The sequence below is a fragment of the Streptomyces sp. NBC_00203 genome (assembly GCF_045206325.1).
Classification (GTDB): Bacteria; Actinomycetota; Actinomycetes; order Streptomycetales; family Streptomycetaceae; genus Streptomyces; species Streptomyces lutosisoli.
The window spans coordinates 1,360,925-1,373,794 of the sequence record NZ_CP108126.1 but is presented as its reverse complement, the minus strand read 5'-3'; the positions used below and the strand labels follow the sequence as shown (position 1 = coordinate 1,373,794).

Annotated in this window: 13 protein-coding genes; 8 read left to right on the top strand and 5 right to left on the bottom strand. The window is 70.0% G+C overall.

Annotated elements, in window-relative coordinates; all coding sequences use genetic code 11:
- Positions 1 to 2,424, top strand: a complete 2,424-nt coding sequence (locus tag OG975_RS06420) for a SpoIIE family protein phosphatase (RefSeq protein ID WP_406328078.1) — start codon at positions 1 to 3, stop codon at positions 2,422 to 2,424.
- Between the two features lie 90 nt (positions 2,425 to 2,514).
- Here the strand turns inward: OG975_RS06420 and OG975_RS06415 are convergent, their stop codons facing one another.
- On the bottom strand, positions 2,515 to 3,852 hold the full coding sequence (locus tag OG975_RS06415) for a PLP-dependent aminotransferase family protein (RefSeq protein ID WP_406328077.1): 1,338 nt from the start codon (positions 3,850 to 3,852) through the stop codon (positions 2,515 to 2,517).
- A 102-nt stretch (positions 3,853 to 3,954) separates the two neighbouring features.
- On the opposite strand from OG975_RS06415, the gene OG975_RS06410 reads away from it, so the two are divergent.
- Positions 3,955 to 4,581: a DJ-1/PfpI family protein gene (locus OG975_RS06410; protein ID WP_406328076.1), complete on the top strand. Its 627-nt coding sequence runs from the start codon at positions 3,955 to 3,957 to the stop codon at positions 4,579 to 4,581.
- A 25-nt stretch (positions 4,582 to 4,606) separates the two neighbouring features.
- Here OG975_RS06410 and OG975_RS06405 read toward each other — a convergent pair whose 3' ends face one another.
- Together OG975_RS06405 and OG975_RS06400 are read right to left on the bottom strand one after the other, a co-directional pair.
- Positions 4,607 to 5,119, bottom strand: a complete 513-nt coding sequence (locus OG975_RS06405) for a LuxR C-terminal-related transcriptional regulator (protein ID WP_406328075.1) — start codon at positions 5,117 to 5,119, stop codon at positions 4,607 to 4,609.
- On the bottom strand, positions 5,119 to 5,898 hold the full coding sequence (locus OG975_RS06400) for a sensor histidine kinase (RefSeq protein ID WP_406328074.1): 780 nt from the start codon (positions 5,896 to 5,898) through the stop codon (positions 5,119 to 5,121). The genes OG975_RS06405 and OG975_RS06400 overlap by 1 nt, the downstream gene beginning before the upstream one ends.
- Before the next feature lie 77 nt (positions 5,899 to 5,975).
- On the opposite strand from OG975_RS06400, the gene OG975_RS06395 reads away from it, so the two are divergent.
- Together OG975_RS06395 and OG975_RS06390 are read left to right on the top strand one after the other, a co-directional pair.
- Positions 5,976 to 6,155, top strand: a complete 180-nt coding sequence (locus OG975_RS06395) for a hypothetical protein (protein WP_406328073.1) — start codon at positions 5,976 to 5,978, stop codon at positions 6,153 to 6,155.
- A 51-nt stretch (positions 6,156 to 6,206) separates the two neighbouring features.
- A complete protein-coding gene (locus OG975_RS06390) occupies positions 6,207 to 6,353 on the top strand; it encodes a hypothetical protein (RefSeq protein WP_406328072.1) in 147 nt (48 codons plus the stop codon).
- Between the two features lie 47 nt (positions 6,354 to 6,400).
- Here OG975_RS06390 and OG975_RS06385 read toward each other — a convergent pair whose 3' ends face one another.
- Both OG975_RS06385 and OG975_RS06380 read right to left on the bottom strand, forming a co-directional pair.
- Positions 6,401 to 8,050, bottom strand: a complete 1,650-nt coding sequence (locus OG975_RS06385; protein WP_406336174.1) for a SpoIIE family protein phosphatase — start codon at positions 8,048 to 8,050, stop codon at positions 6,401 to 6,403.
- Positions 8,051 to 8,234: 184 nt separating this feature from the next.
- Positions 8,235 to 8,915 (bottom strand): methyltransferase domain-containing protein, encoded by a 681-nt coding sequence (locus OG975_RS06380; protein WP_406328071.1) that lies wholly within the window; start codon positions 8,913 to 8,915, stop codon positions 8,235 to 8,237.
- 160 nt (positions 8,916 to 9,075) lie between these two features.
- Here OG975_RS06380 and lpdA point away from each other — a divergent pair, with 160 nt between their 5' ends.
- The 4 genes from lpdA (at position 9,076) to OG975_RS06360 (ending at position 12,855) form a co-directional block, all read left to right on the top strand.
- A complete protein-coding gene (gene lpdA / locus OG975_RS06375) occupies positions 9,076 to 10,476 on the top strand; it encodes a dihydrolipoyl dehydrogenase (RefSeq protein WP_406328069.1) in 1,401 nt (466 codons plus the stop codon).
- Between the two features lie 19 nt (positions 10,477 to 10,495).
- On the top strand, positions 10,496 to 11,230 hold the full coding sequence (locus OG975_RS06370) for a hypothetical protein (RefSeq protein WP_406328067.1): 735 nt from the start codon (positions 10,496 to 10,498) through the stop codon (positions 11,228 to 11,230).
- 90 nt (positions 11,231 to 11,320) lie between these two features.
- Positions 11,321 to 12,346 (top strand): alcohol dehydrogenase, encoded by a 1,026-nt coding sequence (locus OG975_RS06365; protein ID WP_406328066.1) that lies wholly within the window; start codon positions 11,321 to 11,323, stop codon positions 12,344 to 12,346.
- A 62-nt stretch (positions 12,347 to 12,408) separates the two neighbouring features.
- Complete coding sequence (locus OG975_RS06360) at positions 12,409 to 12,855, top strand: RpiB/LacA/LacB family sugar-phosphate isomerase (RefSeq protein WP_406328064.1); 447 nt, start codon at positions 12,409 to 12,411, stop codon at positions 12,853 to 12,855.
- Positions 12,856 to 12,870: the final 15 nt, after the last annotated feature.

Genomic DNA, 12,870 nt, shown 5'->3' with positions numbered 1-12,870 from the left:
ATGCGCGACATCACCTTTCGCGGTGTCGGTGAGTCCCCGGAGCCCGGGGGCGAGGCGGAGGCCCTGCTGGACGCCTGCGCCCGAGTGACAGCCTGGGGGCCAGGAGCCCGGCAGATGCTCGGTTACACGGCGCGGGAGATCCTCGGCCATCGTGCGGACGAGCTCCTCCACGACTCCGCTGACGCAGCGGACATGCTCCAGCGGTGGGACGAGGGCGTTCGTCGGAGGTCCCTGGTGTTGCGGCGGCGCAGCGGGGAGCCGCTGGAAGCCGAGGTCTGGGTGCGCTCCCTCACCTCCGTGAATGGTGAACGTCAGTGGCTCGTCCAGGCGGTCGGTGCGGAGGTGTTCCGCACATACGAGTTCGGGCGTGCCCTGCTGAAGGGACTGTTCACCGACTCCCCGTTCCATATCGATCTCTTCGACAGGGACCTTCGGTTCGTCGGTCAGAACGTCACAGAGCGACGCGCCGGAGTGTTCCGGGGGACCAAGTACTCCGGGCACACGATGCGCGAGATGGCCCCGCCCGGCCTGCTGGACATCGATGCCCTGGAGGCGCGGCAGCGGCGCGTGCTGGAGACCGGCGAGGCCCTCATCGGCACCGAGGTCGTCGGCCACCCCCTACCCAGTTCGCCGAGCGAGTACGTGTGGTCGGAGTCCATCCTGCCCCTCAGGAACACGTCCGGGACGGTGATCGCGCTGGCCCATGTGGTCTCCGACGTGACCCAGCGGGTCCGGTCGCGGGAACGGCTGGTGCTGGCGAACGAGGCCGCCACCCGGATCGGCACCACCCTGGACCTCTGGCGCACGGCTCGGGAACTGGCCGAGGTCGCGGTGCCCCACTTTGCCGACATCTGCTACGTCGACCTACTGGACTCCGTCTTCCCCGGTGGGGAGCCGACTGGCGGCCGGCGGCAGCGTCCCCCGCTGCTCCGCCGGGCCGCATACAGCGGAGCAGCCGAAGACTTGGGTCCGGGCGGGGCCGGGACGATGGTGGGCGACTATGACGCGCGGGCGACGGCGCCCGGCTCGCCGTTCCTCGACACCCTCGCGAAAGGCGAGTCCATCCTGCTTGCGGACGAGCAGCTGCGCACCTGTCCCGCCGTAGTCCTCCCACGGCGGTCGCCGGACGGCGGGCCGGAAGTCCATTCATGGCTTCTCGTCCCCATGCTTGCCCGGGACGTCGCGCTCGGCACCGCCGTCTTCATGCGCTCCCGTAGTCCCCGCCGGTTCGAGCCCGACGACGTGCTGCTGGCCGAGCAGATCGTGACCCGCGCGGCGGTATGTGTCGACAATGCCAGCCGGTACCACCGTGAGCGGACGACGGCACGGACCCTTCGGCGCAGTCTGCTTCCCCAGCGGCTGCCGTCGCCGTCGGCGGCGCGGACGGCGTCCCGCTATCTGCCGGCGAGCGAACATGCAGGGCTGGGCGGCGACTGGTTCGACGTGATCCCCCTGTCCGGCGCACGGGTGGCGCTCGTGGTCGGCGACGTGGTCGGACACGATCTGCAGTCCGCCGTGACCATGGGCCGCCTGCGCAGCGCCGTACGCACTCTCGCGGATCTCGATCTGTCCCCCGACGAGCTCCTCATCCATCTGGATGACCAGATGAACCGCTTCCTCGACGAGCGCGGCGACGAAGGGTCCCTGGTAACGGGAGCGACCTGCCTGTACGCGGTGTACGACCCGGTGTCGCGCCACTGCCACCTGGCACGCGCTGGTCATCCGCCACCAGCGGTGGTGTCGGCGGACGGCGGTGTCGACTTCGTCGACCTGCCCGGCGGCCCGCCATTGGGCCTGGGCGGTGTCGTATTCGAAGAGCGTGAGATCACCCTGGGCGACGGGGACCTCCTCGTCCTCTACACCGACGGACTACTGGAATCTCGTGAACAGGATCTCGACACCGGGCTGCGCCGCATGCGCGACACCCTCTTCCGCACTCCTGCGTCGGCCACACCGCAGGAGGTGTGCGACACGTTGATCCGTGAACTGCTTCTGCCGGGCCGTCACGACGACGTGGCCGTCCTGGTGGCCCGGATGAGCGGCCTGGCTCCGGACCGTCATGTCACCTGGGAGATCGAGGCGCAGGACAAGATGGTCGGCCAGGCGAGGGACCTGACGGCACAGCAGATGGCGTTGTGGGGGCTGGAGGAGGAGTCCATCACCACCGAGCTGATCGTCAGTGAGCTCGTGACGAACGCGATTCGCCACGGCGGCGAGCCGATCACGCTCCGCCTCATTTGGGACCACAACCTGATCTGCGAGGTGTCGGACGGCAGCAGCACCTCCCCCCACGTGAGGCGGGCCCAGGACACGGACGAGGGCGGACGCGGTCTCTACCTCATCAGCCAGCTCACGCAGAACTGGGGGACTCGATACAGCGAACGGGGCAAGACCATCTGGGCCGAGCAGCCACTTCCCAGCTGACGGTTCGGTGTGCGCCATCCTGCCCCTCGATCCTCAAGGGACTCGGTAATCCGTCGACCGTGGGTTCGAGTCCCACGCGCCCCACCTGCTTTAGACGAAGGCGTCCTGGACAGCGACTTGTCGCACTGTGCGCAGCGTCGAGCGGAGGCTGTCCAGGTCGGTCGAGCCCAGGGCGAGGCGGATTGCCTGGGGTGTGTGCGTTGACGTGGTGAACGGCTCGGCTGTGCTTACCGAGATGTGCTGGCGGGCGAGGGTGGCGGTCAGGCGGTCGGCGCGTGCGTCGTCGGGTAGCGGCAGCCAGGTGAAGTAGGACGAGGGGTGGCCGATGAGGGGCAGGCCCGCCAGCTCCTGTCCAGCGATTGCCTGGCGGGCCTTGGCGTCCTCTCGTTTCTGCGCTTCCAGGTCGTCCACCGTGCCGTCGTCGAGCCAGCGGCAGGCGATGGCGGTGGTGAGGGCGGGGGTGTTCCAGGTGGTCGCCCGGATCGCGCGTTCGAGCGAGGGCACCGTGGAGGGCGGGGCGACGACGAAGCCGACCCGGAGGCCGGTGGCGATGCTCTTGGACAGTCCCGAGACGTAGACGGTGATGTCCGGCGCGGTTGCGGCCAGCGGCGGTGGAGGGTCCTCGACCAGGTAGGCGTAGGAGGCGTCCTCGATGATGAGCGGGCCGTGCTGGCGGGCGATCTTGATCAGGCGGGTTCGGTCGGTTGCCGGCATGACCCAGCCCAGCGGGTTGTGCAGGGTGGGCATGGTGTAGATCGCGCGCACCGGGCGGGTCGCGCACAGCTTCTCCAGGGCGTCGAGATCCGGCCCGTTGGGAGTTGCGGGGATGGGTGCCAGGTCGAGGTGGAAGGCGTGCGCGAGCACCTTGAAGCCCGGGTAGGTGAGTGCGTCGACCGCGACGACGTCGCCGGCGTTGAGCGCGGCCATGACGGTGATGGCCAGGCCGTGCTGCGCGCCGTTGGCGATGAGGATCCGGTCCGCGTCGGTGGTGATGCCCCGGCGTCTGAGGTGTCGTGCGATCGAGGTTCTGTCCTGGGGGCGGCCTCGGTGGGGTTGGTAGTGCAGCAGTGTGTCGAGGTCACCGGAGGTTGCCACCTCGCGCAGGGCCTGCCGGAGGAGATCTGCTTGTCCGGGCAGTGACGGGTAGTTGAAATTGAGGTCGACCGCGTCGGTGGCGACGACCTGCTGATCGATGCCGTGACCGGCGGGAACCGCGATGTCGCGCACGAACGTGCCGCGGCCCTGTTCCCGGCTCACCAGGCCCATGGTTTCCAGCTCGGCGTACACCCGGGTCGCGGTCACCACGGCGATGCCCTCACGGGCGGCGAGCCCGCGGTGGGTCGGAAGCCGCACGCCCGCGGCGAGCCGCCCGCTGCGGATGTCGGAGGCGAGCGCGTCGACCAGCGTTTTGTACCGAGGGGCTGCCATGCACCGGATTGTATCCATGACAATTCTTTGACTGTCCTGGTCGGGGTTCTTACCGTCGAAACCCACCGACCACCGACCCACCCAGCCGGAAGGACAGCCGCCGTGCCGCACATCGCCATCCTCACCTTCGAGGGCTACAACGAGCTCGACTCCCTGATCGCGCTCGGTGTGCTCAACCGCATCAAGAGCGACGACTGGCGCGTCACCATCGCCACCCCCAGCCCCAAGGTGACGTCGATGAACGGGGTGGTCATCGAGCAGATGTCCACCCTTGAGGAGGCTTGCGCCGCCGACGCCGTCATCGTCGGCAGTGGCATCGCCACCCGTGAGGTCGTCGAAGACCCGGCGATCATGAACGTCCTGCGCCGCCTGGACCCCTCACGCCAGCTGATCGCGGCCCAGTGCTCCGGCGCGCTCGTGCTGGCCAAGCTCGGCCTGCTGGGCGGCATCCCCGCCTGCACCGACCTGATCACCAAGCCCTGGGTCGTCGCCGCCGGCGTCGAGGTACTCAACCAGCCCTTCTATGCCAAGGACACCATCGCCACCGCCGGCGGCTGCCTGGCCTCGCACTACCTCGCCGCCTGGATCATCGCCCGCCTGGAGGGCCACGACGCTGCCGAAAGCGCGCTGCACTATGTCGCCCCGGTCGGCGAGAAGGAGGAGTACATCGAGCGCGCCTGGCGCAACATCACCCCCTACCTGCCCGCTTCCACACCGGCGCTCGCCTGATCTCAGTGCGTGGCATGGAGGTACTTCAGGACAGTACGCGCCGGTGGTCGTCCGGCGACTGATGCAGGTTCAGCTTCTGCAGGATCTGCCGGACATGGGCCTCCAGCGTCTTGGGACTCATCGACAGCTTTCCGGCGATGGCTGCGTTCGAACGCCCCTCGGCCATGAGCGCCAACACCTCGAGTTCCCTTGTGGTGACGCCCGCGAGGGGGCCGGGATCGCGCGGCCGCCGCATCAGCGTGCTCACGATCGTGGGGTCGATGACGCACTCGCCCTCGACGACGCGGCGCAATGCGTCGACGAGCAGGGCGACGTCCGACACGCGCTCCTTGAGGAGGTACCCGAGGTGTTCGGGCGCGTCGCTGATCAGACGCATCGCGCAGTGCGCCTCGAGGTACTGCGACAGGACGAGCACGCCGATGGACGGATGCATGGATCGCAGCTTGTGGGCCGCGACGAGGCCCTCGTCCGTGTACGTCGGCGGCATCCTGATGTCCACGATCACCGCGTCGGGCGCGGCTGAGCCGAGCTTGTGCATCAGTGTGGCGGTGTTGTCAGGTCGCCACCACCTCGCAGCCGGCCTCCGCGAGCAGCCGCGCCAAACCGTCGCGGATCAGCATCGAGTCGTCCGCGATCACGATCTTCATCGGATGCCCCCCGTTCACGATCTCCGTCCGACCCCGTTCCCTCGGCCGGGATCCTGGCCATGAGCAGTGTCCCGCCCGCGGCGCCACCGCCGACAGTGATGCTGCCGCCCAAAGCCTCGACCCGGTCGGCGATCCCGCGCAGTCCCGAGCACTCGGCGTCGGCACCGCCGCGGCCGTCGTCGGTCACGCGCACCACGACGTCGCCCGCCTCGGCGACGACCTCCACGCTCGCCGACGTGGCGGCCGCGTGCTTGGCGACGTTCGTCAGTGCCTCGGCGCACACGAAGTAGGCGGCCGCCTCGATCGGAGGCGGCAGTCTGCCGACCCCGACCGCCACCGAGACCGGCAGCCCGGCCCGGCCGGCGAGCAGCGGCAGTGCGGCGCCGAGCCCACCGGCGGTAAGGCTCTGCGGCCTGATCCCCTGCGCGAACTGGGCGAGTTCGCGCAGGGCGGTGGCGACCTCGGCCCGCACCTCCGGAAGCACAGCGCGCAGTTCGTCACCCGCCTCGGCCTCGAGGGCGGCGAGGTGGAGCCCCGCCTGGGCGAGGTGGCGTTGCGCACCCGTGGCCAGCTCCGCCTCCAGCGCCCGCCGCTGGGCGTCGGCCGCCTCCACGATGCGGCGGCGTGACGCGGCGAGCCCGGCCGTGCGGGCGCGGACTTCCGCCCTCATCCGCGCGTTGGTGACGGCCAGGCGCAGCGCCGCGGTGGCCCCGTCGACCAGCTTCGGTCGTCCAGTACCGAGGGATCGTGGATGAGTACGGCGACGGGCTCCCCGTCGTTCTCGACAGCCGTTGTCACCCGCCCTGCGGCGCGCCCGTCGACATCGAGCCGACGGCCGGTCTCGTCGACGTACGCGTGCTGCCCCGGCACCCAGTAACCCAGCGTCAGGCCGGGATCGCCCAAGGCCCGGGCCAGTTGCGCCTGTAGTCCCGCGGTGTCCGTGCGCCGGCCGACGGACAACTGACCGCCTGCATCACGGTGAAAGGCCGGCTGCCGGACCTCACCGACCTGGCCGATCGCGTCACCACACTCGAAGGGGAGCTCATCTCCCACACCGAACAGGACGAGACTCGGGTGACCGCCCGGCTTCCCCTGCGCTGCACGGGCCGGCTCACGCGCGGCTGAGCTTCCCGGGATGAACCTCAAGACGTGTAGGACCGCCCAGGTTTCCTTCAGGTGTTCCCATTCCTCGGGATCTGCTGCTCGAACCAGACGACCTTGCCCGTGCTCAGCCTCGTCGCCCCCCAGCGCTGGGCGAGTTGATCGACGAGGAACAGGCCGCGGCCGCCTTCGTCGCCTGGCGCGGCCCGCCGCATCCGGGGCACCTGGGGCGAGTCGTCGGTCACCTCGCAGCGGAGTACGTCGGTGCGGAGCAGGCGCAAGGCGATGGGGCGTGAGGCGTACCGTACGGCGTTCGTCACGACCTCGCTGACCATGAGTTCCGTCGAGTCGAGCAAGGATTCCAGGCCCCAGCGGCGCAGTGCCCTGCGGGTCAGGCGGCGTGCCTGTCCCGCGGTCAGCGGGTGGGGGTCGAGGTACCAGTATCCGACGCTGTCCGGAGGGAAGCCGTCGAACCGGGCGGTGAGCAGCGCGATGTCGTCGTCCCGGGCGCCCGGGGCCATGGTCCCCAGAAGCTGGTCGCACAGGAGCTCCAGTGAGGGGGCGGCGTGCCCGCGCAGGGTGGCTTGGAGATGGGTGCGCAGGGCCTCGATGCCTGTTCCCACGTCCGTGTCGCGGGACTCGACGAGGCCGTCGGTGTACAGCAGCAGGGTCGCTCCGGTGGGCGCGGCCATCTCCACGGACTCGAAGGCGACGCCGCCGACGCCGATCGGTGCGCCCGGTGGGATGCGCAGTACCTCCGCGTGGCCGTCCGGGTGCAGGAGGACCGCGGGCGGATGGCCGGCGCTCGCCATGAGCAGCCGGTGCGAGATCGGGTCGTAGATCGCGTAGAGGCAGGTCGCGATGTGGTCGCTGCCCAGGCGCAGGGCCTGCTCGTCGAGGTGGTGCATCACCTCGTCCGGAGGCAGGTCGAGCCCGGCGAGGGTCTGCACGATCGTGCGCAGCTGGCCCATGATCGCGGCCGAGGTCATGGAATGACCCATGACATCACCCACGATCAGCGCCACGCGGTTGCCGGACAGGGGGATCGCGTCGTACCAGTCGCCGCCGACCTGGGCGGTCTTCGAGGCGGGCAGATACCGGCTGGCCAGCCGGACGCCGGTGGGCTCGGGCAGTGACGACGGGAGCATGGTGTGCTGCAAGGTGTCCGCCACGGAGGCCTCGTGTCCGTACATCACCGCCTTCTGGACGCCGATGGCGGTGTGTGTCGCGAGCTGTGAGGCGACGAGCAGGTCGTCACCGGTGAAGGCGAGCCGGTCGGGCCGGCGCAGCAGCACGACGGTGCCTACGACGTGGTGGCGGCCGTGCAGCGGGGCGATGATCTGGCTGCGGCCCGGCGGCAGCGTCCCCGGCGCCTTCGCCACGGGCCCGAGCAGCTCGGCGACCGCGGGCGCGACCCCCGGTGTGTCGCCGAACGCCGGACGCCCGGCCAGGAGCAGCCTCGCGAGTCGGCCGCCCGTGACCGGATGCACGCGCTCGGTCACATCCGAGCGCAGGGGAAGGGACTTCAGCCCGGGTGTCCGCGTCCGTTCGGTGTCCGCGAGCTCCGGCGCGCTGTCGATGCTGTGCAGATACAGGGCGACGGGCGCGGCCGACTTCTCGTCCCCGACGGGCAACGGATCCTGCAGATGGATGATGATCGCGTCCGCGAACGCGGGAACGGCTGCCCGGCGCAGTTCCCGGAGCGTCTCGTCCAGGTCCATCCCGCGGGCGATCCGCCGAGTCGCCACGTCGAGATACCGAAGCCGGTCGGTCTGCGGCCCGGTGCTGCCTGTCACCGCGTCCTGTCGTCCACGGCGGCTGGGGGAGGGGTGCCCGTGGTGCTCCGTCACGCCTTTCGTTCCATCCAGTTGTGTCACAGGTCGGCCCGTGCCGGCTCGCGCGTTCTCAGTCACGCCGCCTGCAGCAGAGGAAGAGCTGTTCCTCGGGCGGGACGTCGGCGACCGCGGGGGCGTAGGTGTAGGAGGTCTCCTTGACGATCTCGAAGCCTCCGGTCTCGAGGACAGGGCGGAGGTCCTCCAGCAGGTAGCCGGAGACCCGGATCGTGCGTCCGAGGAACGGGATCTCGAAGTCGTCCACGTCGGCTTCCACCATCGAGAGGACGAACAGGCCGCCGGGAACCAACAGGTGGTGGATCGTGCGCAGTGCGAGGGGAATCTCCCTGCGCGGCAGCATCAGCAGCGAGAAGAAGGCCGCGACGGCGTCGAAGCGGCCCAGGTCGTGAGGGCCGCCCGGCCGCAGGTCGGCGAGGTCCAGCTGGTGGAACGTCGCATCCGGGACGTACTCCCGGGCGAGTTTCACCATCCCACCGGACAGATCGACGCCCACCACCTCGAAGTCCGCGTCCGTCAACTGGCGTGCGGTCGGCACTCCGGTGCCGCAGCCGAGGTCCAGCACGCGGGATCCCGCCGGGAGGGATGCGATCAGCCATTCGCCCGCGGAAATCTGGCCCTCCTTGTGGGGGAAGGCCTCGTGGTAGCGGTCGCCGATGGCGTCGAACGCCTCGGCCTGACCCGCGCGGTCGAGCCGCAGGGTCTCGTCATCGGTCCCATGGTCACTGCTGGTCACGAAAGTTACCTCTCGTTGCACACGGTGGATTGTCCCATAATCATGCGCAATCGGGCGGGTTCGCTGGCGAGGGGAGGGCCTCGCCCGGCTGCCCCGGCCGGTCTCACGGCGACCGGCCGGCAAGATCGCCGTTTACAGCTGGAGGACTACGCTGACCGTCATGAGCGCACACTTTGACGTGGTGGTCCTGGGCGCCGGCCCGGGTGGATATGTCGCGGCGATCAGGGCGGCCCAGCTCGGCCTCAGCACGGCGATCGTCGAGGAGAAGTACTGGGGCGGGGTGTGCCTCAACGTGGGGTGCATCCCGTCGAAGGCGCTGCTGCGCAACGCGGAGCTGGCCCATATCTTCACCCAGGAGGCCAAGACCTTCGGCATCCAGGTGAACGGCGAGGTGAGCTTCGACTACGGCGCGGCTTTCACCCGCAGTCGCAAGGTGGCGGACGGGCGCGTCAAGGGCGTCCACTACCTGATGAAGAAGAACAAGATCACCCAGTACACCGGCCGCGGCACCTTCAGCGACGACCGCACCCTCCAGGTCGCCCTCGCCGACGGCGGCACGGAAACCGTCACCTTCGGCCACTGCGTCATCGCCGCCGGTGCCACCACGAAGCTGCTGCCCGGCACCTCGCTCAGCGGGCGCGTGGTGACGTACGAGGAGCAGATCCTGTCCGACACGCTCCCGGCGAGCATCATCATCGCGGGCGCGGGGGCCATCGGCGTCGAGTTCGCGTACGTCCTGCACAACTACGGCGTCGACGTCACGCTCGTCGAGTTCCTCGACCGCATCGTCCCACTGGAGGACGAGGAGGTCTCCGCGGAGCTGGCCCGCCGTTACAAGCGGCTCGGCATCAATGTGCTGACCTCCACCCGGGTCGAGGCGATCAACGACTCGGGCGACTCCGTCAAGGTCATGGTGACCACGGGCGGCCAGCGGCAGACGCTGCAGGCCGACAAGGTGCTCCAGGCGATCGGCTTCCAGCCGCGCGTGCAGGGCTACGGCCTGGAGAACACCGGCGTCAAGCTCACCGACCGCGGGGCGATCGACATCGACGGGCGCTGCCGCACGAGCGTCCCGCACATCTACGCCATCGGTGACGTGACGGCGAAGCTGATGCTCGCCCACGCGGCCGAGTCGATGGGCATTGTGGCGGCCGAGACGATCGCCGACGCGGAGACCATGGAGCTCGACTACGTCATGATCCCGCGGGCGACCTACTGCCAGCCGCAGATCGCCAGCTTCGGCTGGACCGAGGCGCAGGCCCGCGAGAAGGGCTTCGACGTCAAGGTGGCGAAGTTCCCGTTCACCGCCAACGGCAAGTCGCACGGTCTGGGCGACACCGCGGGCTTCGTCAAGATCCTCAGCGACGCCCGGTACGGCGAGCTCCTCGGTGCCCACCTGATCGGCCCCGAGGTCACCGAGCTCCTCCCGGAGCTGACCCTCGCCCAGCAGTGGGACCTGACCGTCCACGAGGTCGCGCGCAACGTGCACGGTCACCCGACGCTCGGCGAGGCGGTCAAGGAGGCCATCCACGGGCTGGCCGGCCACATGATCAACATGTGACCCCGGGACAATCGTCGCCATGACCGACGGTATGGACGACGCCGAGAGCCGCCTCGCCAGGATCGAGCGGCTCCTGGAGAGCCGCGAGCGCGAGGTGGCACCCGCCTGGCGCCGGGCGACGCGGGGTGAGCCGCGCTGGGCGGTGACCACCGTGATCCTGGTGGCGGTCGCCCTCCAGCTGGTGCTGCCGCACCGGCTCACGCTCCAGCCGTACTGGGCGCTGCCGGTCCTGGAGCTGGTGCTGCTGGCCGGCCTGATCGCCGCGAACCCCCGTCGGGCCGAGCCCCGGACCCGGTGGCTGCGGTGGCTGGACCTGGCCCTGATCTGCGTGATCAGCCTGGCCAACGGCTGGGCGGCGGACCAATTGGTAGTCGGCCTGGTGAACGGCACCGAGGGGAAGGACGCAGGGCCGCTGCTGCTGACCGGCGGCGGCATCTGGCTGACGAACGTCATCGTGTTCGCCCTCTGGTACTGGGAGTGGGACCGTGGTGGACCGATGGCGCGGGCCCGCGGCCACCGCCAGTTCCCCGACTTCCTCTTCGTGCAGATGCAGAGCCCGGACACCGCTCCGCCGGACTGGGAGCCGGCGTTCCTGGACTACCTGTACCTGTCGTTCACCAACTCCACCGCCTTCAGCCCGACCGACGTGATGCCGCTGTCGCGCTGGGCCAAGATGCTGATGATGCTGCAGTCCTCGGTCTCGCTGGTGATCGTGGTCCTGGTGGTCGCCCGGGCCGTCAACATCCTGCATTGACCGAGCGGGCGGGGGACATCCGGCGCGCGCGATCGGCCCGGAGCTGGTCTGCTGGTTCGAGGGGCCGTCGCACTTGTTCCGGAGAGACACATGACTACGTATCGAGTTGCGCAGGTGGCCGCCGTCGGCGGGCCGTTCGAGATCACTGAACGTGAGGTGCCGCGGCCGGGCCCCGGCCATGTACGGATCGCCGTGGAGGCCTGCGGGATCTGCCACACCGACGCCTTCTTCGTGAATGCCGGCCTGCCGGGTGTCCGGTTTCCCTTGGTTCCCGGGCACGAGATCGCCGGGAGCATCGAGGAGCTCGGTGAGGGCACCCAAGACCGGGGCTGGCGGGTGGGCGACCGGGTGGCGGTGGGCTGGTTCGGAGGCAGCTGCGGCTACTGCGAGCCTTGCAGACAGGGCGACTTCGTCATGTGCGAGAACCTCAAGGTCCCGGGGTGGGCCTATGACGGGGGCTACGCCGAGGCGGTGATCGCGCCGGCCGACGCCTTGGCCCGGATTCCCGACGCGCTGACGGCGAGCGACGCGGGGCCCCTGGCCTGCGCGGGTGTGACCACGTTCAACGGGCTGCGGCGCAGCTCCGCCCAGCCGGGCGATCTGGTCGCCGTACTCGGCATCGGCGGACTCGGCCACCTGGGGGTGCAGTACGCGGTCGCCATGGGCTTCGAGACGGTGGCGATCGCCCGGGGAGCCGGCAAGGCCGACTTCGCCAAGAATCTCGGCGCTCACCACTACATCGACAGTACGGGAGACGTCCCCGTCGGGGACGCCCTGCAGTCTCTCGGCGGTGCCAAGGCCGTGCTGGCCACCGCCGGCAGTTCCGATGCCATCACGGCGACCGTGGACGGGCTGTCGCACCGTGGTGAGCTGGTGGTCATCGGGGCGGCTCCCGAGCCGCTGGGGATCAACCCGATCCAGCTGCTCATGAAGGGCAGGATCGTCCGCGGCCATTCGTCCGGCACCGCGCAGGATGTGCAGGACACCATGGCGTTCAGCGCCCTGCACGGCATCCGCCCGACGGTCGAGACCGTGCCGCTGGACCAGGCCGACGAGGCGTATCAGAAGATGCTCTCCGGCACCGCCCGCTTCCGGATGGTGCTCACCACCCGCTGACGTACGCGCCCCAGTCGCACACCCGCAGGACGCGAGCCCAACCGCTGGGTAGTCTCCCAGACATGCGGATCTCCGTCTCCTCGGACATGGACGAACCCGTGGCCCGCTCCCTTGTCGCGGAGCTGCGCAGCCGTGGCCACGAGGTGCGGACGCATGGGGCGCTGCGCCCCGGGGACGACGCGCGGTGGGCGGCGTGCTCGGAGGCGGCGGCCCGGGAGGTCGCCGCCGGGACGTCGGACCAGGCGATCGTGTGCTGCTGGACCGGCACGGGCGCGTCGATCGCCGCGAACAAGGTGCCAGGGGTACGAGCGGCCCTGTGCACGGACGCGTACACGGCGGACGGCGCCCGCCGCTGGAACGACGCCAATGTGCTGGCGCTCAGCCTGCGGCTGACGTCCGAGCCGCTGCTCAAGGAGATCCTTGACGCCTGGTTCGCCGCCCGGGCCAGCGAGGACGCCGACGACCGGGAGAACGTGGCCCATGTCGCACGCCTCGACCTCGGCGGATAGCGGGCCCCAGGGCCG